Annotated in this window: 25 protein-coding genes; 11 read left to right on the top strand and 14 right to left on the bottom strand. The window is 56.7% G+C overall.

Annotation, left to right across the window (positions count from 1 at the left end; translation table 11 throughout):
• Positions 1–20 precede the first annotated feature (20 nt).
• The 4 genes from CL1_RS07135 to CL1_RS07150 all read left to right on the top strand — a co-directional run bounded on the left by CL1_RS07135 (position 21) and on the right by CL1_RS07150 (position 4,568).
• The gene (locus CL1_RS07135; RefSeq protein WP_014789205.1) at positions 21–1,340 is read left to right on the top strand and encodes an NAD(P)/FAD-dependent oxidoreductase; all 1,320 of its coding nucleotides are present in this window, start codon (positions 21–23) and stop codon (positions 1,338–1,340) included.
• Positions 1,341–2,189 carry a prenyltransferase gene (locus tag CL1_RS07140; RefSeq protein WP_014789206.1) on the top strand — a complete coding sequence of 283 codons (849 nt, stop codon included), beginning with the start codon at positions 1,341–1,343 and terminating at the stop codon, positions 2,187–2,189.
• Between the two features lie 62 nt (positions 2,190–2,251).
• Positions 2,252–3,997: an endonuclease/exonuclease/phosphatase family protein gene (locus tag CL1_RS07145; protein ID WP_014789207.1), complete on the top strand. Its 1,746-nt coding sequence runs from the start codon at positions 2,252–2,254 to the stop codon at positions 3,995–3,997.
• 31 nt (positions 3,998–4,028) lie between these two features.
• Positions 4,029–4,568: an RNA 2'-phosphotransferase gene (locus tag CL1_RS07150; RefSeq protein WP_048152096.1), complete on the top strand. Its 540-nt coding sequence runs from the start codon at positions 4,029–4,031 to the stop codon at positions 4,566–4,568.
• On the opposite strand, the gene CL1_RS07155 is transcribed toward CL1_RS07150, so the two are convergent.
• The 7 genes from CL1_RS07155 to CL1_RS07185 all read right to left on the bottom strand — a co-directional run bounded on the left by CL1_RS07155 (position 4,552) and on the right by CL1_RS07185 (position 13,200).
• Positions 4,552–5,787, bottom strand: a complete 1,236-nt coding sequence (locus CL1_RS07155) for an MFS transporter (protein ID WP_014789209.1) — start codon at positions 5,785–5,787, stop codon at positions 4,552–4,554. The two genes, CL1_RS07150 and CL1_RS07155, sit on opposite strands and share 17 nt — an antisense overlap.
• 109 nt (positions 5,788–5,896) lie before the next feature.
• Positions 5,897–7,312, bottom strand: coding sequence for a hypothetical protein (locus CL1_RS07160; protein ID WP_237266230.1), 1,416 nt, complete (start codon positions 7,310–7,312; stop codon positions 5,897–5,899).
• Positions 7,313–7,478: 166 nt separating this feature from the next.
• Positions 7,479–8,540, bottom strand: a complete 1,062-nt coding sequence (locus CL1_RS07165) for a galactokinase (RefSeq protein ID WP_014789211.1) — start codon at positions 8,538–8,540, stop codon at positions 7,479–7,481.
• A 59-nt stretch (positions 8,541–8,599) separates the two neighbouring features.
• Positions 8,600–9,760, bottom strand: a complete 1,161-nt coding sequence (locus tag CL1_RS07170) for an NAD(P)/FAD-dependent oxidoreductase (RefSeq protein ID WP_014789212.1) — start codon at positions 9,758–9,760, stop codon at positions 8,600–8,602.
• Positions 9,750–11,255 (bottom strand): FAD-dependent oxidoreductase, encoded by a 1,506-nt coding sequence (locus CL1_RS07175; RefSeq protein WP_014789213.1) that lies wholly within the window; start codon positions 11,253–11,255, stop codon positions 9,750–9,752. Before CL1_RS07175 ends, CL1_RS07170 begins: the two co-directional genes overlap by 11 nt.
• A gap of 152 nt (positions 11,256–11,407) precedes the next feature.
• On the bottom strand, positions 11,408–13,024 hold the full coding sequence (locus CL1_RS07180; RefSeq protein ID WP_014789214.1) for a sodium/proline symporter: 1,617 nt from the start codon (positions 13,022–13,024) through the stop codon (positions 11,408–11,410).
• Positions 13,021–13,200 (bottom strand): hypothetical protein, encoded by a 180-nt coding sequence (locus CL1_RS07185; RefSeq protein WP_014789215.1) that lies wholly within the window; start codon positions 13,198–13,200, stop codon positions 13,021–13,023. The genes CL1_RS07180 and CL1_RS07185 overlap by 4 nt, the downstream gene beginning before the upstream one ends.
• 178 nt (positions 13,201–13,378) lie before the next feature.
• Between CL1_RS07185 and CL1_RS07190 the strand changes: the two genes are divergently transcribed.
• Positions 13,379–13,861 carry a hypothetical protein gene (locus tag CL1_RS07190; RefSeq protein WP_014789216.1) on the top strand — a complete coding sequence of 161 codons (483 nt, stop codon included), beginning with the start codon at positions 13,379–13,381 and terminating at the stop codon, positions 13,859–13,861.
• On the opposite strand, the gene CL1_RS07195 is transcribed toward CL1_RS07190, so the two are convergent.
• Positions 13,858–15,024 carry an OBG GTPase family GTP-binding protein gene (locus CL1_RS07195; RefSeq protein WP_014789217.1) on the bottom strand — a complete coding sequence of 389 codons (1,167 nt, stop codon included), beginning with the start codon at positions 15,022–15,024 and terminating at the stop codon, positions 13,858–13,860. The two genes, CL1_RS07190 and CL1_RS07195, sit on opposite strands and share 4 nt — an antisense overlap.
• 116 nt (positions 15,025–15,140) lie before the next feature.
• On the opposite strand from CL1_RS07195, the gene CL1_RS07200 reads away from it, so the two are divergent.
• From CL1_RS07200 to CL1_RS07220, 5 genes are all read left to right on the top strand, one after another.
• Positions 15,141–15,593, top strand: coding sequence for an Lrp/AsnC family transcriptional regulator (locus CL1_RS07200; protein WP_014789218.1), 453 nt, complete (start codon positions 15,141–15,143; stop codon positions 15,591–15,593).
• A 71-nt stretch (positions 15,594–15,664) separates the two neighbouring features.
• Positions 15,665–16,165 (top strand): deglycase PfpI, encoded by a 501-nt coding sequence (gene pfpI / locus CL1_RS07205; RefSeq protein ID WP_014789219.1) that lies wholly within the window; start codon positions 15,665–15,667, stop codon positions 16,163–16,165.
• Between the two features lie 211 nt (positions 16,166–16,376).
• A complete protein-coding gene (locus tag CL1_RS07210) occupies positions 16,377–16,808 on the top strand; it encodes a PspC domain-containing protein (RefSeq protein ID WP_014789220.1) in 432 nt (143 codons plus the stop codon).
• Position 16,809: 1 nt separating this feature from the next.
• Positions 16,810–17,037 (top strand): hypothetical protein, encoded by a 228-nt coding sequence (locus tag CL1_RS07215; protein WP_014789221.1) that lies wholly within the window; start codon positions 16,810–16,812, stop codon positions 17,035–17,037.
• Positions 17,038–17,964 (top strand): triphosphoribosyl-dephospho-CoA synthase, encoded by a 927-nt coding sequence (locus CL1_RS07220; protein WP_014789222.1) that lies wholly within the window; start codon positions 17,038–17,040, stop codon positions 17,962–17,964.
• On the opposite strand, the gene CL1_RS07225 is transcribed toward CL1_RS07220, so the two are convergent.
• The 4 genes from CL1_RS07225 to CL1_RS07240 form a co-directional block, all read right to left on the bottom strand.
• Entirely contained in the window at positions 17,948–18,229 is a 282-nt protein-coding gene (locus tag CL1_RS07225; protein WP_014789223.1) for a family 4A encapsulin nanocompartment shell protein, read from the bottom strand. The genes CL1_RS07220 and CL1_RS07225 overlap by 17 nt on opposite strands.
• 54 nt (positions 18,230–18,283) lie before the next feature.
• The gene (locus tag CL1_RS07230) at positions 18,284–19,153 is read right to left on the bottom strand and encodes a hypothetical protein (protein ID WP_014789224.1); all 870 of its coding nucleotides are present in this window, start codon (positions 19,151–19,153) and stop codon (positions 18,284–18,286) included.
• Between the two features lie 125 nt (positions 19,154–19,278).
• Entirely contained in the window at positions 19,279–19,920 is a 642-nt protein-coding gene (gene snatA, locus CL1_RS07235) for a neutral amino acid NAAT transporter SnatA (RefSeq protein WP_014789225.1), read from the bottom strand.
• A 46-nt stretch (positions 19,921–19,966) separates the two neighbouring features.
• On the bottom strand, positions 19,967–20,377 hold the full coding sequence (locus CL1_RS07240; protein WP_048152417.1) for an OsmC family protein: 411 nt from the start codon (positions 20,375–20,377) through the stop codon (positions 19,967–19,969).
• A gap of 58 nt (positions 20,378–20,435) precedes the next feature.
• Between CL1_RS07240 and CL1_RS07245 the strand changes: the two genes are divergently transcribed.
• Entirely contained in the window at positions 20,436–21,278 is an 843-nt protein-coding gene (locus tag CL1_RS07245) for an SPL family radical SAM protein (RefSeq protein WP_014789227.1), read from the top strand.
• Here CL1_RS07245 and CL1_RS07250 read toward each other — a convergent pair.
• Positions 21,205–22,071, bottom strand: coding sequence for a gamma-glutamyl-gamma-aminobutyrate hydrolase family protein (locus CL1_RS07250; RefSeq protein WP_014789228.1), 867 nt, complete (start codon positions 22,069–22,071; stop codon positions 21,205–21,207). The two genes, CL1_RS07245 and CL1_RS07250, sit on opposite strands and share 74 nt — an antisense overlap.
• A gap of 71 nt (positions 22,072–22,142) precedes the next feature.
• Entirely contained in the window at positions 22,143–23,399 is a 1,257-nt protein-coding gene (locus CL1_RS07255; protein ID WP_014789229.1) for an aminotransferase-like domain-containing protein, read from the bottom strand.
• Between the last annotated feature and the right edge of the window lie 155 nt (positions 23,400–23,554).

The raw sequence follows: 23,554 nt of genomic DNA on the forward strand, positions 1-23,554 counted from the left end.
TTCTCCCTCCGGTGGTGCTCATGAAAATCGTGGTCGTCGGTTCTGGCACAGCCGGAAGCAACTTCGCCCTCTTCATGAGGAAGCTCGACAGAAAGGCCGAGATCATCGTCATCGGAAAGGAGGAGACAATGCAGTACTCCCCCTGCGCCCTGCCGCACGTCATCAGCGGCACGATAGAGAAGCCCGAGGACGTTGTCGTCTTCCCCAACGAGTTCTACGAAAAGCAGAAGATCCAGCTTATGCTCAACACCGAGGTCAGGGCAATAGACCGCGAGAGGAAGGCTGTAATCACCGACAAGGACGAAATCCCCTACGACAAGCTTGTCCTGGCGGTTGGCTCTAAGGCCTTTGTTCCACCCATCAAGGGCGTGGAGAACGAGGGAGTGTTCACCCTCAAGAGCCTCGACGACGTGAGGAGGATAAAGGCCTACATAGCCGAGAGGAAGCCGAGAAAGGCCGTCGTCATCGGTGCAGGGCTTATAGGCCTCGAAGGCGCGGAGGCCTTCGCGAAGCTCGGCATGGAGGTTCTGGTTGTAGAGCTCATGGACAGGCTTCTGCCCACGATGCTGGACAAGGATACCGCCAAGCTCGTCCAGGCCGAGATGGAGAAACACAACATAACTTTCCGCTTCAAAGAGGGAGTTAGCGAGATAATCGGAAGCCCGGTCAGAGCTGTAAGAATCGGCGACGAGGAAGTCCCGGCCGACCTCGTGCTCGTTGCCACCGGTGTGAGGGCCAACACCGACCTGGCGAAGGCGGCAGGGCTTGAGGTGAACCGCGGAATAGTCGTCAATGAGCACCTCCAGACGAGCGATCCTGATATTTACGCAATAGGCGACTGCGCGGAGGTCATTGATGCCGTTACCGGGGCAAGGACGCTCAGCCAGCTCGGGACGAGCGCGGTGAGAATGGCGAAGGTCGCGGCGGAGCACATAGCCGGAAAGGACGTCGCCTTCAGGCCGACCTTCAACACCGCAATAACCGAGCTCTTCGGCCTCGAGATAGGTACCTTCGGAATAACCGAAGAGAGGGCCAAGAGAGAGGGCATTGAAATAGCAGTCGGCAAGTTCAAGGGAAGCACAAAACCCGAGTACTACCCCGGCGGCAAGCCGATAACGGTTAAAGTAATCTTCAGGAAGTCCGACAGGAAGCTAATCGGCGCGCAGATAGTCGGCGGCGAGCGCGTCTGGGGCAGGATAATGACGCTCTCGGCTTTGGCGCAGAAGGGGGCGACCGTTGAGGACGTCGTTTACCTTGAGACCGCCTACGCCCCGCCGATAAGCCCGACCATTGACCCGATAAGCGTTGCGGCCGAGATGGCCCTCAGGAGGTTCCGCTGAGTGGAGCTCCGGGCTCTACTTTCCCTTCTTCGTCCCAAGTTCGCCCTTCCCTCCCTCGTTCCGGGGTTAGTTGCCTTCACCATCGCGCGCTACCACTACGGCGTTTTCTTCACGGCGGATTTTCTCATAGCGATGCTCGTGGTCTTTCTCGTCACGTCGGCGGGCCTGGTCATCAACGAGTACCACGACTACGAGCTGGATTTGCTGGCCAACAGAACCGAGCTCCCCCTCGTGAGCGGAAAGGTGAGCCTGAGGGTCGCTAAACTCCTCGGCTACGGCCTCCTCATTCCGGCGCTTGCCCTTTCCGCGCTGATATCCCTCAAAGCCCTTGTCATAACGCTCATCGCCTCTTTCCTCGCCATAGCGTACTCCGCTCCTCCGATGCGCTTCAAGGCGAGGCCCCTCGTCGATTCGCTGACCAACGGCCTGACCTACGGCCCCGTCACGATGGGGCTCATCTTCGAGTCCCTCGGCCTTCCGGTGAGATGGGCGGTCGTTTACTCCCTCCCCTTCTTCGTTCTCCTCTCGGCAGGCCACATGATACTCGCGATACCGACCATAGATGAGGACCTCGCCCTGGGGGCAAGAACGTCCGCCTCGTGGCTCGGGCGGGAGAGGGGAATAAAGGTTGGGATGCTTCTCTTTGCCCTCTCCTCCATCATGGTCGTCGTCTACTGCCTCCTCGGCTATTACCCGCTTCCCTCTGTCCTTTCGCTCCCTTTTATGGCATATTCTGTCCTTCAACTATGGCACTGGCTCGACGGTGCTGAAAGGCAGGAAGTGTTCCGGAAGATGGAGGCGGCCTTTCTCATGGGGGCGCTGGTTTTTCTCCTCCCCTTCTTCCTCTGAGCCGTTGGGGTATCAACAAAGTTTAAGTGCCCTCCCAACAACTTGAGTTTTAGGTGATGGACATGAGCGTGAACGGAAGGGATAAAATACTGCTCGGTCTTGGGGCCGGAGTGTTGCTGGCGTCGTCACTTAGAATCTTCATTGCGGGAGCGTATTCCAGCCTGGAAAAGACGTTCTTCTACGGGGTGAACCTCCCCTCCGGACTGGGGATTCTCCTGCTCCTGCTTGCGGCATTTCTCGTCGGGCGGCTTAGCAGAAAGGCCGGGGCGGTCATAATGGCCGCCTACGCCATCGCACTCCTCGCCACTGATGCGACGGAATACACGCACCTGATAGCGGCCTTTGCCCTTCCAGTGGCTCTGGCCCTCGTCAAGGAGCTTGACGTGAAGTACCTGGCGATCGGCCTCGTTGCCGACCTGAGCCTCCGCGTTCTGGCCACCGGCGGGGAACCGGCTGATTTCCCCTACACGAGGGTAATCCTGGCCGTCCTTCTGTTCCTCGGCTCATACGCTCTCTGGAAGGAACCGGGAACCCTCAAGAAGCCCGGCTTTGGGCTGTACGCCTTCGCGGCTCTGCTCGAGCTCGGCCTCATCTACCCCAACGCCGTGATGCGCTACTCCGGAATGACTGTCTATTACCTGCCCGAGTTCATCGGCTTCTCCCTGTTCGTGGCCCTGGCGATTCTTCTCGGCCCGTACCTTGCCAGAAAGCCCTCCCTCGCGATGGCCCTACTCGTCCTAGGCTCGGCCACGCTCTTCCTCAAGCCACTCTCGCTCATCGGTCTCCCCTTAGCTCTCGCGGCTTCAATAGCGCTGGTCGAGAACGCCAAGGGCAGCAGGGGAGGCGTCATAGGTGCGTTCTACCTCTTCCTCGTCTCAACGCTCGCCATAGGTGCCTACGTGGGCAGGGACATAGGGCTGGCCTTCATGGAGGACAGGCTTGAGATTTTGATTCTGGTCGCTTCAGTAATCTACGCCCTCAGCGCCTACGGGAAGGACCGCGAAGTTGGACTCCCAAGCGCGAGGGAAATTGCCGGACCGCTGGCCGGCCTCATCGTCGCTTCCCTGATAACCCTGGCACTCTTCAACGCGGGGCCAACCTACGGCGAAGCGAAAAAGGACGTCCTCATCTGGACCTACAACGTCCACCAGGGCTTCGGGCCCTACGACGGCACCTTCAACGGCTACGAGCTCGTGAACCTTTTAGCCGGGCAGAGGCCGGACGTGTGGCTGGCCCAGGAGGTTGTTGGCGGAATGATAGCCAACGGCTACCAGGACGTGCCCCTTTTCATCTCCGCCCGCCTCGGCTACGCCTACGAGTACAAGCCGGCAGTGGAGGGAAGCTACGGGATAGCGGTCTTCTCCCACTGGCACATGAGAACCGAGGGTGAGCTCAACCTAGAGAGCGTCGGCCAGGCGAGACCGGCACAGAAGGTCTTCATCGAGGAACTCGGCCTCACCCTAGTGAACGTCCACATGGGGCTGAGCGAGGAGGAGAGGGCGATGCAGGCCGAGGAGCTGCTCAAGTTTGCGGAGAGCAAACCGGTGGCCCAGGTAATAGGGGGCGACACCAACGCGGAGCCTGACGAGGAGGCAATAGCAATACTCACGCGCGACTACCGCGACGCCTTCCCCGAGAGGCCCCCGTACACCTTCCTCTGGGAGCGCAACGGTGTCAGGGACGAGGAGAACATAGACTACATTCTACTCAAGAAGGACTGGCCGGCCCGGGTTAAGGACTACGGCTGCCTCTGCGACGTCGAGGTTTCAGACCACAGACCGGTGTGGGCGGTCATCGAGCTTCCGTGAGGTTTTTTATTTCCTCCCTCCACTCTTCTCCATGCCGTCGAGGGTCAGGGTGAGCAAGCTGATGGCCTACATTCTGCGCCATTCCCCAGAGGAGTTCGGGCTGAAGCCTGACTCCAGGGGCTTTGTGCCCCTCAAAGACCTAGTGAGTGCCCTGCGGAGCGTTTATCCCGATGTCACCGAGGAGTTCGTTAGGGAGATAGTCGCCCGCGATGCGAAGGGCCGCTACGAGATTAGAGGAGACAAAATCCGCGCCCGCTACGGCCACAGCTTTCCGGTCTCTCTAAACCACGAAGAAGATAGGGAGGCCAGAATTCTCTACCACGGAACGCCGAGGAGGAACCTCACGCGAATTCTGAAAGAAGGACTCAAACCGATGAAGCGGCAGTTCGTTCACCTAACGACGAGCAAAAGCGAGGCGGTCGAAACGGGCAGGAGGCACGGGAGGGACGTGGTTCTTCTCGTCATAGACGCCGACTGTCTGAGGAAGAGGGGCCTGAGGATCTACAGAGCCGGAAAGAACGTCAGGATAGTCGAGCGCGTTCCTCCGGAGTGCATCACCCTGGCAGTCTGATGGCTAAAACGAAGGCCAGCCCTAGGGGAATCAGCGTGCTCACGAAGTTCAGGGTGAAGCTTATCCCCGATAGGTAACCCCCGAGGAGAGGGCCGAGGACCCAGCCGAGGCTCATCATCGCGTTCAGCAGGCCCATCCCCTGGCCGCGTTCGCTCACCCTCACCCGCTCGGCGACGTAAGTGGAGGCCGAATTCAGCGTCATGGACCACTTCACACCCGAGAGGAAGGCAACGGGGAGCATTAGGTAGATGCTTTCCGCGAAGGCGTAACCGAGGAAAGCGATACCGTAGCCGGCTATGGAGAGGAGGTAGAACCTTTTGGCCCCGTACCTGTCGATGAGCCTCCCGATGTAGTAGCCGCTCAGGGCGGCCGCGAGGGAATCGATGCCGAAGAGCAGACCGACCCACTCCTCGCCGAAGGTCTCGCCGAAGTAAACCGGGACTACGGAGTAAACCTGGCCGCTGGCTATCATCATCAGCAGGACGCTGAGGTAGAAGGTTCCGAGGTGGCCCCTCATCAGCCTTCCCAGGGCTTTCTTTCCGACGGTCGCCCTATCGCTCTCCCGCCCTTCCTGGGGGATCAGGAGAAGCCTCGGCGCCCTTTTCGGCCGTGGTCTCTCGCGCATAGCCAGGGCTATAACCGCGGAAACCGCCAGCAGAACGCCGGAAAGCACGAATATCCCCCTTATTCCGATTCTCTTTACAAGGAAGCCGCCGAGGAAGTTCCCGGACATATAGCCGGCGTTCTCAACGGTTGAGAAGAGGCCGTAGGCCGAGCCTATCCTCGTGGAAAGCTCCGCTATGAGGGCCGACTTGGCAGGCATCATTGCCGAGCCGAGCGCTCCTTGAGCCGTTCTCAGGGCGAGTAGGGCCAGGGGAGTCGATACCAGGGCCATCAGGGCGTAGAAGAAGCCCGTGGAGAAGAGACCGAGGGCTATGAAGCCTTTCCTGTTTCTGGTGGAGTCGGAGAGGTAGCCGAAGGGGTACTGGAAGGCCGTGGAGGTCAGGTTGAATGCCACGCTGAGGAGGCCTACCATGAGCATCGTTCCGCCGATGAGGCGCATGTAGACGCTCAGGTACGGGAAGGCCATTCCGAAGGAGACGTTGGCGAGGAACATGGAGACCGCTAGGAGGAGGACGTTCTTTCTCTTCACCTTTAGCCGCCTGAGCTTTCCTGCCTTCTCCCTGCGCCCCTGGAGGATAGCCCTTTCCCTCTTCATCGGCCGGCCCTACGGAAAGCCTCTTATAAAACTTCCTCCGGGAACATGTATGTGGAAACGTGCCATTCGCATGGCTACGTAGGGGTTTCAGAACAAAAAGAGAGGGACGTCATCTCTCAGTGTTTGGATCAAGTGATTTGGGACAGAAGTTTCCAATACATGGGGGCAGAGAATCCTGGCCGTCATCTACAGTGGCAAAGTACATTGCTGCTTCCACGTTGTTGCTGTTAGTGAGTGTGAGGTTCCTTTTGAGTATTGAGGCGTAGTAAGCCCGGTTGGGTGCCCCTTCCTCTATATCAATGCGATACGTTGCGACTGATTGAGACGTTGATGAGTAGCTGAAAGTTATTGATAATGTTCCGATTCCGGGAAGTTTGCTCCAGAGCCAATTTGCCGCGGAACCCCCTAGGGGAGTAGAATAGAAGTTGTATCCGGAGCTCCCCTGGAAATCAAACACGAGGTTTGGATACGAACCACGGGAATCCGTTTTGGCCACTTTTATTTCTGCCTTGATGTTACTTGTTGGAAAGTGAGAATTCGGGAGGTAATCCGTTAGTAAGTGGTTCCTGTTCAGGTCGCTTTCCCCGACGTTATATTCTCCGCTCATCATAACTTCCAAGGGATAAACTCCGGCAATGGGGATGCTGGCGTATTCCTTCTTCCACTTGTCGTATACTGGAATGTTGTAAACAACGACCACGTACTTCAATGGGAGATTTAGGTATCTGTCCAAATAACCGTTCTCAGTTTCTATTACGTGTTCTGGCGCATAGCTGACCTTCAGCGTTGAGCCTGAGTATGAATTTCCAAAGTCTAGGACAGGTATTCCGTCTATGCTTAGACTCCACATTGAATTTGTACTTGTTGTTAATTGAATACCCCATGAAGCGCTGATGCTTCTTATTTCTTTATACCCTCCAGTTTTGACTTTCAATCCCATGAAGGGGATCCATTCTGTGAAGGTTTTTGAGTCAGCGTAGTATGAGTCTTTAAGGTACTCCCAGTTTTCGATTATGCAGTATCTGTCATTGAGTTCCTCATAGCCCCAAGGACAGGACGATGTGCCCAAAAGCGAGCGCAGTTTATATTTCAGTCTTGCCGTTATCGGGAGTCTCAGCCCCGGCTTGGTATAGGGTTCCGCAACTTCCTCGATTGGGAACATTCCCTTCAATTCGAGGGGTTTTCCGGGCTGAATGCTTTTTACTCCCACCTTTCCGTCCTTTGTGATGTATATTGCGAGCGGGGTGGGTACAGCGTGTAGGTTTTCAGTAGTCTCGGCTTCGCGCCACTTTTTGCTTTCCGTCCTCAGAGTCACGAGACCGCTGAGGTGTCCCTGCTTGAGGAGTTTTACCCCTCCCTCGGGGGAGGGTTGGAATATGAAGACCTTAGCGCCTCCCTGGAGGTAAGTTCTTTCGACACTCAGAAAGTCCGTTGCCGTCATGCCAAGGGTGGAGGTTAACAGTAGGGTCAGCAACAAGACTCCCACGATTTTGAGTTTCATAGCATCGCCCTGTAGAGTTTTCAATCAATTTTTCAAATTCATTTTTTATAAACTTTACTGCATAAAGTTGTTTAATTGCTTGCCAACATATGGATAATCGATGATGGACTACAGTGCCTCTACGTCACATTTCTCTTGAAAGCCTCGCCCTTCAGGGCGGAAAGTCAGGAAATCAGTGGTCAGAAGAAGTTCAGACCCTCCTCACGCGCACTCCATCGCTCGGGCTGACGAGGTGGTAGTCAGGCTCCCAGTTGAAGTGCCTGACGTATTCATCGGTGATCCTCATGGCCACGTCCAGTACCAGCTCCTCCGGAACTATGGCCACCGCCGAGCCGCCGAAGCCGGCGCCGGTCAGCTTGGCCCCGTAGGCACCGAATTCGACCGCCTTCCTTACAAAGAAGTCCAGCTCCTCGCTCGAGACGTCGTAGTTCCTCGCCAGGTCCCAGTGCGAGGCAGTCATCAGCTCGCCGAATCTCTGGAGGTCGCCGCTCTTCAGGGCGTCCCTGGCCTCAAGGACGCGCCGGTTCTCCCTGACGATGTACCCGAAGAATCGCCGGTAAAGGGAGGGGAGGTTCCTGAGCTCCCGCTCCTCGACCTCCTTGGAGGTTCTCTTTCCAAGGAGCCTGAGCGTCTCCTCGGCGACCTTCCTCCTCTCTGCGTAGGCGGAGGAGGACAGCTCCCGTTTAACCCCTGTGTAGAACACGAGAATCTGAACGTCGCCGGGGAACCTGATGTACTCGTGCCTCAGCGTGTCCGTGTCGAGGAATATGACGTGCTCTTTCTTTCCGTGGACGACCGCGAACTGGTCGAGTATCCCGCAGGGGACTCCGACAAAGTCGTTCTCCGCCTTCTGGGCGAGAAGGGCCATCTCTATTGGGAGGAGGTCCAGCCCGTAGGCCCCGTTGAGGAAAGCCAAAACAGCAATCTCTATGCTCGCCGAGGAACCCAGGCCCGAACCGATCGGTAGATCGCCCCCAAGGATTCCCCTCATTCCGCCAACTTTGTACCCCTCCACCCTCAGAACCCAGAAGATCCCCCTAACGTAGTCAGCCCAATCGTTGGCCTTTTTGATGTCCTCTAGGTCGAACTCCTTCACCTCCCGGAAAATCTGGGAGTAAACCCTGGCTTTTTCGTCCTTTTGGGCGTGGAGAACGGTGTAGAGGTTTATTGCCACGGGCATGACGTATCCGAGGGCGTAGTCGGTGTGGTCCCCTATCAGGTTCACCCTGCCGGGAGAATCAACGCGGTACATGAACTTCCCCTATGGAAGTTGGGCTCGAAAATATTTAAGGGTGGCGAGAAAAGGAAAGCTCACCCCATCTGGAGGGCCTCTCCCCTGAGCTCTCCCCTCTCGAAGCGGTAGGGGTCGTACCACTCAACCGGGAGGGACGTTCTTCCCTTCGTCACTAGGTCAGCGACCATCTCCGCAACAGCTGGCGCCATCATGAAGCCGTGGCCGGAGAAACCGGCGGCAATGTAGTAGTCGCTCAGCTCCTCGATTTTCCCGATTGCGGGATTGCTGTCGGGAGTTTTCGCGTAGTAACCCGCCCAGGTCCTCAGTATGAGGAGCTCCCTAAGGGCGGGGATAATCTTGGTGAAGTAGTAGCTAACCTCGCGGAGGAACTCGTAGGTCGGGTTGAGGTCGTAGGTCGGCCCGAGCTCGTAGCCGACTCCCCCGACTACGCCACCGTGGGCCGTCTGGGTCAGGTAAGCGTGGCCGTACTTGAAGGAGATGACCATCGGCCTTATTGCGCCTTTCTTTATGGGCTGAGTTATGACAGCCTGGTGCTTGTAGGGCTCTATCGGTATCTTGACGCTTATCCCGGCCATCGCGTTGATGAGCTTTGCCCAGGCGTTGGTGGCGTTTATGACGGTGCCCGTCTTTATTGTTCCCCTGCTGGTCTTCAGGCCCTTTATCTCGCCGTTCTCGACGATGAAGTCCTTGACCTCGGTGTATTCAACCAGCCTGGCCCCGAAGCGCTCGGCGTTGAGGGCAAAGGCGGCCGTGGCGTAGAAGGGGTCGGCCTTTCCGTCGGTTGGGTTCCAGGAGGCAGCTATCACCTCGCTGATGTCCAGGAGCGGGACTATTTCCTTGGCTTCCTCCGGCGTTATGAGCCTCGTCGGGACGCCGAACCTGTTCTGAATCGCAATGTTCTGCTTGAACTCTTCCACCTCGTCATCGTCGTAGAGCAGGAAGAGGTAGCCCGTCTGCTCGAAGGAGAAGCCGTACTCCTCACTGTACTTCTTCCACAGCTCGACGGAGCGCTTCATAACCTGGACGTTCGCTTCATCGTTGAACTGCTGCCTTATGCCGGTTCCACAGCGGAAGGTCGAGCCTGAACCTATGAAGCGCTTCTCTATGACGGTGACCTCCTCCCCTCGCTTCGCCAGCTCATGGGCGAGCGTTACCCCGACTATCCCGCCACCGATGATGACGATATCGCTCCTCCCGGGGAGCTCTTTACTCGGCATACTCCTCCACCCCCTCGGCGGTGACCTTCATTCTAATGTTCTTAAGGGGCGGTCTCGCGACGGGTATGTCGAGCCTGTCCATCGGCGTTCCAGTCCTCTGCGAAACAACAACCGCGCCGTTGAAGAGGCAGAAGCGGCCCTGGCAGAAGCCCATCGCTAAATGCGTTAGGCGCTTGATTATCTGCAGGTCGGTTATGCCTGACTTCACGACGTTGTCCACCTTTCCGAGCGAGACGTCGCAACCGCATATCTGGACATCATCGCCGTTGAACTCGTCGAGTGGGAGTTTGTGAACGGGAACCGCCACCGGCTCGTAGTCCTTCAGCCTCTCCTCGTAGGTGCAGGGTTCCGCCTCGAAGCCGAACTCCCTTAGAATGTACGCCCCGACGAGCCTGCCCTCGAGGTAGTTGGCATAGTGGGGTTTTATCGAGACCGCGCTTCCCGCCACGTAAATGCCGTCGCGTATCCTGTGCTGGGAGTCAAGCACCGGAACGTAGTAGCCGCGCTTGAACTTCAGCTTTCCACCTGCCTGGGTGATGGGGTTTATGTCCGGCCTTCTCCCGTCGGAAACTATCACCGCATCGACCTCGTAGGAGTGCCCGTTCATGTCAATGAGCCTTTCGACCTTCTCCCTCCCCTCGACGCGCTTCGGATTGGGGACGACTACGTATTCTATCCCCCAGCGGTCGAGCTCGACGGTGATCTCCTCGGGGAAGGCACCGACCACCGCCACCTTTCTTCCCGGGGCGATTCCCCAGACGTTGATAACCTCCAGGGCGTCGCTCCTCCTGAAAACTCCGGGATAATCGTTGTTCTCGAAGAGCAGTATGTTATCCACGGCACCGACGGCCAGAACGACGCGCTTCGCCATTATCTCGATGAGCTGGTTCTGTCCAGTGACTATCGGCACGAGGAAGTACTCGCCCTTGTCGAAGACCCCGAGGGCTATCGTGCCCTTGAAAACCCGGACGTTCTCGTTGAATTTCCCGACAAGCTCATTAACGACCTCCTGGGGCTTCTTCTCTCCAAAACCCTCCTGCGGAAGGCCCTTAAGCCAGAGGTCGCCGCCGAGCCAGCCCTTCTCCTCTATTATGGCGACGGTGAGGTGTTCCTGGACCTCCAGGACAGTCCCTATTCCCGCCGGGCCGCCGCCGATGACGGCCACATCTACGACCAGTCTTCCAACCGGCTTGCCCTCGTCGATCTCAACGGTCTCCTGGAAGTCCCCGTAGCCCTGCCTCTCCAGCCTCATGCCGTCACGAACCTTGGTCTTGCGCGCGTTGATGTTCTTGATCCCGTTCACCACCATTGGCACCGGACCGAAGGTGAAGGCCCCCCTTTTCCGTCCCTCCGTGCTGGTGGTGAGCCAGTAAATTCCGTTGGCGAGAAGGGCGACGGTAATCTTTTCCCCCTCATAGGCCTCGTAGGGTTTTCCTTCAAAGTAGATGGTGACCTTTCTAGAATGTTCCTTCTCAGTAAGGTCGAGCGGTCTCATGCTCCCACCCCGAGGATTTTACAATCGGCGCTCTCCTTTATACACCAGTGCTTATAAACGTTAGGCTGACCAAAAATGGTTTAAAACCAAAGGTTGGGCGATTCAGCGTTCCGGGGGCGGAACGTCATGCTCCAAATGAAAAATAGAGGGACTCAGGCAAGGCCCCTAGTGAGGACGAACTCAGCCACGTTCTCGACCTGGCTCTTGGCTCTGGTCTCGGTGATGCTCTTCTTCCCCGCCTCGATGGGAACCTTCCTGAATATCTCCTCGTGGAGCCTGACGACGTCCTCGGGCGGCTTGGTGAAGAGGCTGACGAGGATTATGATGAACAGCGTCACGAAGAAGTTGATGAAGAACACCGGTATGCCGTTGAACCATGAACCGATCGTGCCGAAGAATCCCGGGGCGTCGGGGTTGAAGGCCCAGCCGTATACCTTCGCCTCGAGGATAACTTCGCTGACCAGACCGTAAGCCATTCCGGCTATTCCGCCCTCCTTGGTTACGCCCTTCCACCAGAGGCTCAGCGTGAGTATCGGTCCGAATCCCACGGCCAGTCCTCCCCAGGCAGTCGCGACCATCTCGTAGACGACCTTGTTGCCGGTCAGCGCGAACCAGAGGCCGACGAGGGCGACGCCAGCGACTACGAGCCTCGAGATGTTCACCATCTGCCTCTTGCCGACCTCCTTTCCGAGCACCTTGTGGTAGAAGTCCCTGGCTATGGCGGAGGAAGCCACGAGGAGCTGTGAATCGGCGGTGCTCATGACGGCCGAGATTATCCCGGCTATGACAAATCCTGCGAGCCAGCCGGGCATCAGCTCGACGGCCATGGCGGGAATGACCTTCTCCGGGTCGCTGACCTGGAGCATTCCAGCCTGGTACATCGCGAAGCCAAGAAAGCCCGCGAAGAAGGCGCCCCAGAGAACGAGTATCGTCCACGTTCCACTGATGAAGATTCCGGGCCTCCTGAGCTTCCTCGGGTCCTCGACGCTCATGTAGCGCGTGACTATGTGCGGCTGTCCGAGGTAGCCAACTATCCAGCTGGCGTAGCCTATCGCGAAGACTATCGCCGCCAGACCGGTCGCGCCGCCGAACGGGTCGAGCTTCGTCGGGTCGGCCTGGGCTATTATCTGCGTCGCCTTGTCCAGGCCGCCTATCTCCGCCAGCGCCAGGAAGGGAACGATTATCAGGGTCAGCAGCATGAACATTGCCTGAACGACGTCGGTCCAGACGACGGCGAAGAAGCCACCGGTGATGACGTAGGCGGTGAGGATTATGACGGTTATGATTATTCCGGTGTTGTCGCTTATGCCGAAGCCCTCGGCGAAGGTCTTTCCTCCGGCCGTGAACTGCGCCGCAACGTAGGCCGTCATGAATATCAGGATTATCAGCGCGCTCAGGATTCTTATCAGCTTGGTGTCGTCCTTCAGGCGGGCCTCAAGGTAGTCCGGAACCGTTATGGCCCTGAACTTACCGGCGTAGATTCTGAGCCTCGGCCCGATGAGGACGTAGTCTGCCAGCGTTCCGAAGAGACAGCCGATTCCTGCCCAGAAAGCACCTAGGCCTGCCTTGAAGGCGCTCCCAGGATAGCCTAGCATCAGCCAGCCTGAGAAGTCACTCGCCTTGTCTGATAGGGTCGCCGCCAAAACGTGGACCTTCCTGCCGCCGACGAAGTACTGATCCTCGGTCTTGGTGTACCTGTTGGCCCACCAGCCGATGTAGGCCAGAAGGGCGAGGTAGAACAGGAAACCGAGGAGTATCTCCGTGTTCATGCCTTACCCTCCTCCTCAAGGGTTTTCATCAGGTCCTCATCGTAGGCCAGGATCTCGTCGTCCACGTAGTACTCCTTGCCGGTTATTTTGTCCCAGAAGCCGTAGAGAAGCATCGTTGCGATGCCCAAAAAAGTCGGAACCAGCAGGGTTGCCCAGGCTTCACCACTCAGCCCCATTTTACACCACCTCAATACATCGATGTCCTATAGAGGACATCAAACACCTCATACGCATTTTGCAAATATAAATGTGTTGGTTGAATTATTCCAAAGTCGAGATGGAATATTCGGGGAATGAAACAAAACCTGCGCAACCGTTAATAAGGCCCTCGCGTTACATTTATTGGTGTGTCAGATGAGAGTTAAAGTCATGAGGCCGATATTCAAGCCAGAGCATTCAAACCCTGACTTCGTGCTCTATCCATACCACATCTTCCACCTGCGGCTCTTCTACAGGCGCCTCGGTAAAAGCGACAGGGTGCTGGATTACTTCGCCTACGTGGATCTCTACCGCCTCGGGGCCGAGAGGGGAGACGGATTCATAGAGCTCTACGAGTGGGACGTAGAGGGGAACAAGGTAATGGAGCCGCTGGTTGGTTACGACGAGGCCGAGAAGAAGGCCTTAGAGAGCGCGATAACCTGGGGGAACTCGAGGGTAATCTCCTGGTGGCTTCCAAGGATAGAGGTGGTGCGCCACGAGAGGGCCTACAAGGTCTTCTGGATTTTCGAGAGGGACGGTGAAAACTTGATAATGGACAGCCTCGACGGGAAGGAGTTCAGGCTGGATTCCCTAGTCGGAAAAGACGGGAGGAAGTGCAGGGGGCCGTTCTGTCGCTAACGGGCGTGAATCTCCACGATATCACCGTCTTCAAGAACGTGGTCGGCCCCAACGCGCTGGCCGGGGAACTTGACGCTCTTGCCCCACACGCGAGCGTAGCGGAAGTTCTTGGCGAAGTCCTTGTGGATCCTTTCGGCCAGGTCCATAACGGTCGAGCCCTTCTTCAGCGGCACCGGTGGATAGGCCGGCTCCTCGCCGGGGCTCTTGGTGAAGACGCGGATTATACCGGCCAGCTCGTATAGCTCGTCCTTCAGCTTGTCGAGGTTTATCTTCTTTCTCGCGGAGACAGGGATTATCTTAAAGCGGTCCCCGTAGGCCTCAACGAGCTTCTCATAGTTCTCCTTGCTTCCCGGGGCGTCGCCCTTGTTGGCGATGATTATCGCCCTCCTCCAGACGAGGCTTTCATCGAGCGCGTCGGCGAACTCCTCAAGCGTTACGGGCTCCTTGACGGTTATCTCTGCCGAGTGGATTCTCTCCTCGCGGAGCATCTTCATGACCTCGCTTATGTCGCCCTTGATGTTCTCCTGGCCATTGATGACTATCCCACCCATCGCGGTTCTCTTTATCTCAACCCTCGGGCGGCGCTTGTTGAGCTTTATCCCCGCCCTCTCGAACTCCCTGAGAAGGGTCTCCATCTGCTTCACCGGGTCCTGGGAGAGGTCAACGACTATCGCTATCGCGTCGGCGTTTCTGATAACGCTCAGCAGCTGCGGTCCCATGCCCTTTCCGAGGGCAGCTCCCTCAACGAGGCCAGGAACCTCGACGAGCTGTATCTGAACGTCTCTGTGATGCATCATGCCCGGAATCGGCTCGACGGTCGTGAAGGCGTAGTCGGCAACGTCGGCATCGACGTTGGTTAGGGCCTTCATGAGTGAGCTCTTGCCCACGTTGGGGAGGCCCGCGAGAACTATCTGTGCCGCGCCCTCCTTTCGGACGGCCATCGAGGGCCCGCCGCCGCCCTTCTTCATCTGCCTCTGCTTCTCCAGCTCTTTCCTGAGCTCGGCCAGCTTGCGTTTTATCTGGAGGCGGAGCTTCTCAGTCCCCTTGTGCTTTGGCACGGTGGCGTACATCTTTTCGAGGGCGCGTATCTTCTCAGGGATAGTCTTTGCGTTTCTGTACTCCTCCTCCGCCGCCAGGTATTCCGCTGTCACGTTCGTTGGCATCGCTGACCCCCCAGAAGCTCTGAATTAAGAGGCGAGGGGCGTTTTATAAACGCTGTGGTTTTGAAATCGGCAAATTTATATAATCTCTCGAAAATTTTTTACTGGCGGTGATGCTCATGCGAACCGGTTTGGACGAGACTGATAGGAAGATACTCGCGATACTCCAGAAGAACAGCCGGACGCCCCTGAGGGAGATATCCAAGGAGGTGGGTCTGGCCGAATCTACGGTCTACGAGAGGATAAAGAAGCTCAAGGACAGGGGCATAATACGAAAGTTCACGGTTATCCTTGATCCGGAATCACTGGGCTTTAAGATACTGGCTTTTATACTCATCAAATCCAAGGCTGGAATGTACTCGCACGTGGCAAACGAGCTGAAGCAGTACCCCCAGATAGTTGAGATCTACGAGACCACAGGCGACTACGACATGCTGGTGAAGATAAGGACGTCGGGAAGCGACGAGCTCAACGAGTTCCTCGACACCATTGGTGAGATAGATGGCGTCGTCGCCACCCACACGATGGTGGCGCTTAAGATACACAAGGAGACAACCGAGCTACCTCTCTGACCATTTTTGCCCAAAAATCCTTATAAGCACCTTTTCCATTCCCCTCTGAACGTTATAACTGGGGTGGTCATATGAAGGTGCTGTTTCTGAGCGCCGACGGGTTCGAGGACGTTGAGCTTATCTATCCCCTCCACAGAATAAAGGAGGAGGGCCATGAGGTCTACATAGCCAGCTTCGAGCGCGGGAGGATAACTGGAAAGCACGGCTATTCCGTTGAAGTCCAGCTGAGCTTTGACGAGGTCGATCCCGATGAGTTCGACGCCCTCGTTCTCCCTGGTGGAAAGGCTCCAGAAATAGTCAGGCTCAACGAGAAGGCCATCGAGATAACCAGGAAGATGTTCGAGGCCGGAAAGCCAGTAGCTAGCATCTGCCACGGGCCGCAAATACTCATCTCAGCCGGCGTGCTGAGGGGGAGGAAGGGAACGAGCACGATAACCATTAGAGACGACGTTAGGAACGCCGGCGCCGAGTGGGTGAACGAGGAAGTCGTCGTCGATGGCAACTGGGTCAGCTCAAGGCACCCCGGCGACCTGCACGCCTGGATGAGGGAGTTTGTGAAGCTCCTCAGGTGATGTTTGTTCCTTTTTCATTCCCTCGAGTTCCATTAGGAGCCGACTGATCACTTTTCCTAATTAGGTCGATGACGATGCGACTCGGGTACCGAGGGAGGGCGTGGTTGGCGACCTGACCTCCTCCCCGTCCTGAAGGGCGAGGCTTGAAAAGAGAAAAGTCAGGGGGAATGTCTTTTAAGCCTCTGGAACCTTTCCTTTTTGGGTGAGAGAGATGGCGGGAAAACTCGTGAGGTCAAAACGCAGCAGGATTCTCCTCGGCGTCCTCGGGGGCATAGCCGAGCACCTCGAGCTGGACCCGACCCTCGTCAGGCTGCTCTTTGTCGTGCTCCTCGTCTTCAACCCGGTTGCGATGACGCTCCTCTACTTTATAGCGGCCCTGGTGATTCCTGAGGAGGGGGAAGAGGGAGAGAAGCCCCTCTCCGACAGGGTAAATGAGCTGGTCGATGAGACCGGGAAGAAACTGGAGGAGGTCTTTTCAGGTGATGATAACTCGAAGGCGATAGCGATTATCCTCATAGTCCTCGGCGCGGTGCTTTTAGCTGGGCCTTTTATGCCCGTCCTCCTTCCGGCCCTTGACATCAGGACGCTCATGGCCGTTACCTTCCTTGTGATAGGCCTCGTCCTGCTCCTGAGGGGTGATTGATATGAGAACCTTTGGCTTGATTCTGGTTTTCCTTGGCTTCCTCCTGCTCCTCAAGGAATTTCAGCCGGCCTTCCTCGACTGGCTCAGGCCGTACGCACCTTACATAAAGGACGCCTTCTGGGGCGTTACGCTCATAGCCTTTGGACTCTACATGATGACCAGGAAAGCCGCCCGCAGAGTGGTGCTGCTCCTCTACCTCATCTACCTGCTCCTCTACCTGGTGGTGTGAATGGACCGGTGGAAGATCGTCAGGGCCTTCACCCTCGGGCCCCTGCTCGAGGCTGTCGTTCCCAAACCCGGCAACGTGAACCGCTTTGAGGATTTCGAGGATCTGACCCTCTACCACTTCCTCTTCGCCGACACGGCCGTCGCGGGAATCTACTATGAGGCCGTCAAGAGGGCCGAGCTGATGAAACGGGGAACGCTCGGACTTAACGAGGCTGGCATAGGCGAGCTGATAAAGCGCGCCGTTCAGGTCTCCCGCGAGGCCCAGGACGCCAACCCAAACTTCGGGGTAATCGTTCTCTCCGTTCCGCTCGTCATGGGCCTTGCCCTCGGGAGGAACATGCTCGACGCCAGGGAGAAGGCCAGGCTCCTCATCGACGAATCAACGGTTCGGGACACGATGGAGCTTTACAGGGCGATAAGGATAGCGAACCCCAAGGGAATCCCCAGCGGTGTGAAGTACGACGTTTACAGCGATGAGTCCTTCAGGGAACTCTTCAGGGACGGAATCAACCTCTCCCGGCTCGCGGAGATGAGCTGTGGGCGGGAGCTTGTGTTCTGCGAGTGGCTGAACGGCTACGAACTCAGCTATGCCACCTTTGAATGGCTGTATGAGCTGGTAAAAAAGCTCCCCTTGGAGGAGGCGGTCGTGAGGGCCTTCATCGAACTTTTGGCCGGGAACATCGACACGCTGATAGTCAGGAAGGCCGGCATCGAAGAGGCGAGGCTCGTTCAGGAGAACGCCGGGAAAGTCCTTGAGGGAAAGATGGGCATCGAAGAGTTCGATGCGTTCATGCGGGAGAAGGGAGACCTGAGGAACCCCGGCAGTTTGGCCGATATAATGGCCGTCTCGCTCAGCCTTCTCGTCCTGAGGGGGCTGAGGGTGGAAATGAGAAACGGGAAGGTCTGGGGAGTTATAGGACGACCCTAAACCTCTTCGCCCCGCCGGGACCGAGGCCGAGTGCCTTGCTGTCGATGACAACTGCATCCCCTCCGAGCTCGTCGAGCATGCGTATCTTAAGGCCCGAGAGCTCGAAAACCTCCTCCTCGTCGCCGAACTCCTCGTTTATCTGCTCCCTTATGAACTCGTAGGCTTCCCTTCCCAGGAGGACAACGTCCGGCTCGTAGCCGTCGAGCTTCAGCTCGTTGGCCTTCTCCTCAACTGAGCTGAGAACACGAATCAGGTCTCCGCGCATTTTCAACACCGTGAAAAGTTGAACCTCCGGCTAAAAAATGTGCCGGTGGGAGCATCACCCTTCTCCGATGCTTCCCGCCGTGAAGGCCTCTGCGTAAGCCTTGACCGTCTCCTCGTCGCCCATTATCATGAGGACTCTCACCAGATCCATGCCCTTGACCTCAGAGAATTCGACGTAGAGGTAATCGCCGCCTCTGCGGTAGAGTTTTGCACTCAACGGCCTGAAGTACTCGTTCTCGGTGGGTTTTTTATCCAGGATTCTCTCCTCAAATCCCTCCGCCTTTATGGCCTCGTCGAGCTGGGCGATTACCGCTTCAATGGGGCAGGTGCAGGCCCCGGTGAGCTCTGTCCTCCTTCTCTCCGAGATGCCGCCGCTCATCAGGAAGTCCGTCCCGTTCGAGTTCGCAAGGTTTTCCGTTACCTCCCAGGTGGTGTTCTTCGTGGGTATCACGTAGTGGGCGAAGTAAACGTTCCCCGCGGGCAGTTCGATGTCCTGCCTTTTTATCTCTCCCCTGTTTCCGGCAACTACCGGGTAGTACATTCCCCTCGCGATGTCGTTGTTCTCGAAGAAGACGGCACTGCCAGCCAGCGTGCACTCAGGCAGTATTCCCATCTCCGCCGGCCAGTTCTCCGCGTGCAGGTAACCGCTGCTCGTTCCTTCACTCAGCGATACCTTTGGAACGAACTCCAGAAAATCGCTGAACTCCATCATGCGGTTGTCCACAAGTTCCCTGACGCTCCAGCCGGTCCAGGCGTTTGCGTGGGTGAATCCGGGCTCGGTCTCAAGCGTGCAGGTTACGGTGGAATAGTCCACCCCGTCGCTGGAGTCCTTGCTTGGTAGCTGGTTCCCTGATATGTAGTAACCCAGCGTGAGAACCACAACAACGGAAATAATCAGGACAGCAACCTTCACATTCTTATCCATTTTGGAGCTCCCCTATTACACGGTGGGCTATTCTTCTATTTAATCCTTTCCTATCACCAAAAGTGAAAACCTGGCCAAAACCAAGTTATAAAAATTTAAGTCCCGGGCAATAAAACCGTGAAACGCTAAAGCCCGAACGCCCCCTTGATGCCGTTGATTATCATCTGAACCGCCATAGACGTTAGTATGAGACCCATCATTCTCGTCATAACCTTTATTCCTACCCTGCCAAGCTTCCTCTGTATCCTGTTGGAGGAGCAGAGGATCAGCCAGACGGTCAGGCCTATCGCGAGAATGCTCGCTATCACCGTCGCCTTCTCCGGAACGGAAGTGCTCTTTGCCATGTAGAGCATGACCGTGGTTATCGCACCGGGTCCCGAGATTAGGGGTATCGCCAGGGGTATTATGGCAACCTCCTCCAGCGTGACCACTTCCTCGCTGAACTCCTCAGTCTCCTCTTTGCTTATCTTGACCGTCGAGAGCCTGCCAGAGAGCATGTCCATAGCCATCTTGAAGAGGAGTATTCCACCCGCTATCGCGAAGGCATCTATGCTGGATCCGAAGAACTTGAATATCCACTCCCCTATGAGGGCGAAGATGACGAGGGTTGCAACGACCGTTAGAGCCGTTTTGGTCGCTATCTCCCTCCTCTGGCTCCAGGAGAGGTCGTGAGTGACGCTCAGGAAGACCGGAACGGCTCCGACAGGGTTGGTTATCGCGAAGAGGCCTCCGTAGAGTATGACGAAGTACTTCAGGTACTCGAGCAAGCTACCACCCTTCCGGGCCGGAGAAGAGGGGGTTAAAAAGTTAATCCTATCCTCCGCGGATAATCTCAAAGGAGTACGTAAGCTCGGCCCCGCTGAGCTTCATATGGGCAGAGGCGGAGCAGTACTTGTCCTGGCTCAGCTCTATCGCCCTCTTGGCCTTCTCCTCCCTCACGTTTCCGTGGATTCTGTAGTGGAGGTGGACTTTCCTGTATATCTTCGGGTGCTCCTCCTTCCTCTCGCCCGAAATCTCGACCTCCAGACCTTCAATCGGCTCGCGCATCTTCTGGAGTATCATGACCACGTCGTAGGCCGTACAGCCCGCGACGCTCAGGAGGAGGAGCTTCATGGGGCTTATTCCTCCCTCCCCGAGAATGACGGAGCACTTGTCGCTCTCTATCCTGCCGATGAACTGGTAATCCTTGAACCATTCAACCTTTCCCTTAACCGGTTCACTCACTGCCACCACCTTTTCAACCTCGGGCAAGGGATTTAAAGGGTTTCTGAAACCTCCGATTATGTACATACGGCCCTTCGATCCCTGGAAGGCGAAGCTCTGCACGTGCCCCTTCAAGTACACCCTTAACGTCTACACCGGCTGCGACCACGCGTGCGTCTACTGCTACATAACCTCCTACATTCCCAACGCCTTCCGCGTGAGGACCAAGGAGGGCCTGCTCCCCAGGCTCGAGCGGGAGCTCAGGAAGTTCGATAAACGCTACATCATAGCACTCTCCTACTCATCGGACCCCTATCCAACCATTGAGCGCGAACTGGGTATAACGCGGAAGGTTCTGGAGCTGTTCAAACGCCATAATGTCCGCTGTCTGCTCCTCACGAAGTCAGATATCTTCGAGCGCGACCTGGATCTCCTGAGTGAACTTCGCTGCGCCGTCGGGATAACAGTCACGACCGTTGATGAGAGAAAGGCCAAGCTCCTCGAACCTAACGCGCCCTCCCCTAAGGCCAGGATAAGGGTCCTCAAGAAGGCCAAGAAAGCGGGGATTCCGGTTTACGCAAGGATAGACCCGATAATCCCATTCTACACCTGGGAAGACTTCGATAAAACTCTAGATGCTCTGAGCTTCGTGAGCCACATCACCGTTTCGACGCTCAAGCTCAGGCCCGACTCCAAGAAGAGAATGTTCGCTAAGTTTCCAGAGCTAATGGAAAAGCTCTGGCCCCTCTACGAGAGGGGTGAAAAAATCGGCGGCTATCACTACCTCCCCAGGGAGCTCCGCCTTGAAATCCTCAGCGATGCCGAGGAAAAGATGGCCTCTAGGGGGATCACGTTTGGCTCGTGTCGTGAAGGCTATCGCTCGTTTCCGAGCTGCGATGGCTCTCACCTTGTTCCTCTCTAATGTCGCCTTCCAGTTTCTCCCTCACCCTGGCCTCGATTTCTATCTCTTCAAGCTCCATCTTCCTCGCCCTGTAGTTGGCCGCCGCCATGACAAAGGCCTCGTAGAGCCGCCGCATCTCCGGGAGGTACTCGGGCTGCCACTGGACGCCCAGAATGAAGCCTTCGTACTCCCCCGTGCCCTCTATGGCCTCTATCAGCCCATCGACCGCGTATGCGACCGGTCTTATTCCCTCGCCCACTCGCTTGACGGCCTGATGGTGGAAGCTGTTTACCCTCACGTGGACCTCATTGGTGCCCTCAACGTTCAGCTCGTCCTTGAGTATTTCGTAGAGCCTTGAGTTCATCTTTATCCTGACCCCATGAACGCGCTGGCTTGGCCCTATGAGTTTGAGCTCCCAGTCGTGCTTTATCGCCTTGGGTATCTCGTTGATGTCCTGATAGAGGGTTCCTCCCAGGGCCACGTTTATGACCTGCATTCCCCTGCAGACCCCGAAAACTGGAATCCCCTTTTCCACAGCCCTTTTCACCAGCTCTATCTCGAGCTCGTCTCTCTCAACGTCCACGTACTTGATGGAGCTCGAGGGATCCTCGCCGTAGAAGTGTGGGTGAACGTCGGGGCCCTCTATGAGCAGTATCCCGTCCACGTGCTCAAGGACTTCCTCCGGCGATGAGTCAGCGTTGAAGACTGCCGGAACGCCTCCCGCCGCGGCGACATTCTCAACGTGGGTCCTGTCGAGAAAGAGCCTGTTCCGCGGGTGGTCGCTCTGGCCGATTATACCGATTAAAGGTTTCATAACCATCACCTCAGTGGAAGTCTCAGGAAAGGGTAAAAAACTTTGTGAATGATGAAATGTGGAAGAAAAACTCAGCCTCTAAGGGCCTTTATCTCCTCTTCTATGACCTCGGCGAGCCGTTTAACGCCCTCCCTGATGGTCTCCTCTGGCACGTAGGTGAAGTTGAGCCTCATCGTATTCTTGACGTCGCGGTGGGCGAAGAATGCCTCACCGGGCACGTAGGCGACACCCTTCGCGACGGCCTTCTCCATCATCATCTTGGTGTCGATGCCCTCAGGAAGTGTGACCCATATGAACATTCCGCCCTCTGGCCTTGTCCACCTGACACCCTCGGGCATGTACTCCTCGAGGGCCTCGAGCATTGCATCGCGCCTCGGCTTGTAGAACTCGATTATCTTGGGTATGTGCTCGTCGAGGTGGCCCTCCTCCACGAACTTCCAGGCTATGGCCTGGGCGAGTGTGTTGGCGCACAGATCAACGGCCTGCTTGGCTATCTCCATCTTCCTTATGAAGTGCGGGTGCGCGGCGACCCAGCCGAGGCGGAAGCCCGGTGCGAGTATCTTCGAGAAGGTCCCGAGGTAGAGAACGCGCCCCTCGTCGTCAAAGTGCTTTATCGGCGGTATCGGCTCACCGGAGTAGCGGAGCTCCGCGTAGGGGCTGTCCTCGACAATCAGGAAGTCGTATTCACTGGCCAGCTCCACCAGCCTCTTCCTCCTGTCGAGGCTCATGGTGACTCCCATCGGGTTCTGGAAGGTCGAGACGGTGTAGACGAACTTGATCTTCTTCCCCTCAGCGGCGAGCTTCTTGAGCTTGTCCTCGAGGAGGTCGACCATCATTCCGTTGTCGTCCATTGGAATGCTTATGAACTCGGGATCGTAGTACTTGAAGGCGTTTAAAGCGGCAAGGTACGTCGGCCCCTCGACGACAACGAGGTCGCCGGGATTGATGAAGGTCCTCCCTATGAGGTCGAGGGCCTGCTGGCTGCCGGCCACCATCATTATCTCGACCTTGCTCGTGGGAATGTCGTAGCGCTTCTCCATCCAGTCAGCCAGCGCGAGGCGGAGCGGAGTGAAGCCCTTGGTGGTTCCGTACTGGAGGGCCTTGTCGGCGTGGTGGGTGAGGACTTCCTGGGATATCTCCTTTATCTTCTCCACCGGGAAGGTTTCGGGCGCCGGAAGGCCGCCAGCGAGGCTTATGACGTCGCTCGTTTCGACGAGCTTGAGAAGCTCCCTGATCTCCGAGGCCTTCATCTCCCTCGCCTTGTCTGAAAAGTATGACTCGAAGTCCAGTGACCCTGAGCTTAGCTTCCTCATGAGTTTTTCCTCCACTTCCTTTCCCCCCCATTTGAATGAACACTTTTGAGCACATCACCAATTCTATACACGTGGGATTAGCGGCGATTGGTTATAAATCTTTCTGCAATGGTCGTTAGGGCGATTTACAAATGTAAACTAAACCCTGCGGGTTCTTTTCAGAACATCAA

This window comes from Thermococcus cleftensis (genome assembly GCF_000265525.1).
GTDB classification, from domain to species: Archaea; Methanobacteriota_B; Thermococci; order Thermococcales; family Thermococcaceae; genus Thermococcus; species Thermococcus cleftensis.

Excerpts from the sequence above, each read along its gene's own strand:
- CL1_RS07180 (WP_014789214.1), bottom strand. The coding sequence starts at position 13,024 with ATGAACACGGAGATACTCCTCGGTTTCCTGTTCTACCTCGCCCTTCTG.
- CL1_RS07165 (WP_014789211.1), bottom strand. The coding sequence starts at position 8,540 with ATGTACCGCGTTGATTCTCCCGGCAGGGTGAACCTGATAGGGGACCAC.
- CL1_RS07250 (WP_014789228.1), bottom strand. The coding sequence starts at position 22,071 with ATGAAACCTTTAATCGGTATAATCGGCCAGAGCGACCACCCGCGGAAC.
- CL1_RS07210 (WP_014789220.1), top strand. The coding sequence starts at position 16,377 with ATGGCGGGAAAACTCGTGAGGTCAAAACGCAGCAGGATTCTCCTCGGC.
- pfpI (WP_014789219.1), top strand. The coding sequence starts at position 15,665 with ATGAAGGTGCTGTTTCTGAGCGCCGACGGGTTCGAGGACGTTGAGCTT.
- CL1_RS07215 (WP_014789221.1), top strand. The coding sequence starts at position 16,810 with ATGAGAACCTTTGGCTTGATTCTGGTTTTCCTTGGCTTCCTCCTGCTC.
- CL1_RS07245 (WP_014789227.1), top strand. The coding sequence starts at position 20,436 with ATGTACATACGGCCCTTCGATCCCTGGAAGGCGAAGCTCTGCACGTGC.
- CL1_RS07170 (WP_014789212.1), bottom strand. The coding sequence starts at position 9,760 with ATGCCGAGTAAAGAGCTCCCCGGGAGGAGCGATATCGTCATCATCGGT.
- CL1_RS07200 (WP_014789218.1), top strand. The coding sequence starts at position 15,141 with ATGCGAACCGGTTTGGACGAGACTGATAGGAAGATACTCGCGATACTC.
- CL1_RS07175 (WP_014789213.1), bottom strand. The coding sequence starts at position 11,255 with ATGAGACCGCTCGACCTTACTGAGAAGGAACATTCTAGAAAGGTCACC.
- CL1_RS07135 (WP_014789205.1), top strand. The coding sequence starts at position 21 with ATGAAAATCGTGGTCGTCGGTTCTGGCACAGCCGGAAGCAACTTCGCC.
- CL1_RS07220 (WP_014789222.1), top strand. The coding sequence starts at position 17,038 with ATGGACCGGTGGAAGATCGTCAGGGCCTTCACCCTCGGGCCCCTGCTC.
- CL1_RS07155 (WP_014789209.1), bottom strand. The coding sequence starts at position 5,787 with ATGAAGAGGGAAAGGGCTATCCTCCAGGGGCGCAGGGAGAAGGCAGGA.
- CL1_RS07185 (WP_014789215.1), bottom strand. The coding sequence starts at position 13,200 with ATGGGGCTGAGTGGTGAAGCCTGGGCAACCCTGCTGGTTCCGACTTTT.
- CL1_RS07190 (WP_014789216.1), top strand. The coding sequence starts at position 13,379 with ATGAGAGTTAAAGTCATGAGGCCGATATTCAAGCCAGAGCATTCAAAC.
- CL1_RS07145 (WP_014789207.1), top strand. The coding sequence starts at position 2,252 with ATGAGCGTGAACGGAAGGGATAAAATACTGCTCGGTCTTGGGGCCGGA.
- CL1_RS07195 (WP_014789217.1), bottom strand. The coding sequence starts at position 15,024 with ATGCCAACGAACGTGACAGCGGAATACCTGGCGGCGGAGGAGGAGTAC.
- CL1_RS07225 (WP_014789223.1), bottom strand. The coding sequence starts at position 18,229 with ATGCGCGGAGACCTGATTCGTGTTCTCAGCTCAGTTGAGGAGAAGGCC.
- CL1_RS07230 (WP_014789224.1), bottom strand. The coding sequence starts at position 19,153 with ATGGATAAGAATGTGAAGGTTGCTGTCCTGATTATTTCCGTTGTTGTG.
- CL1_RS07150 (WP_048152096.1), top strand. The coding sequence starts at position 4,029 with ATGCCGTCGAGGGTCAGGGTGAGCAAGCTGATGGCCTACATTCTGCGC.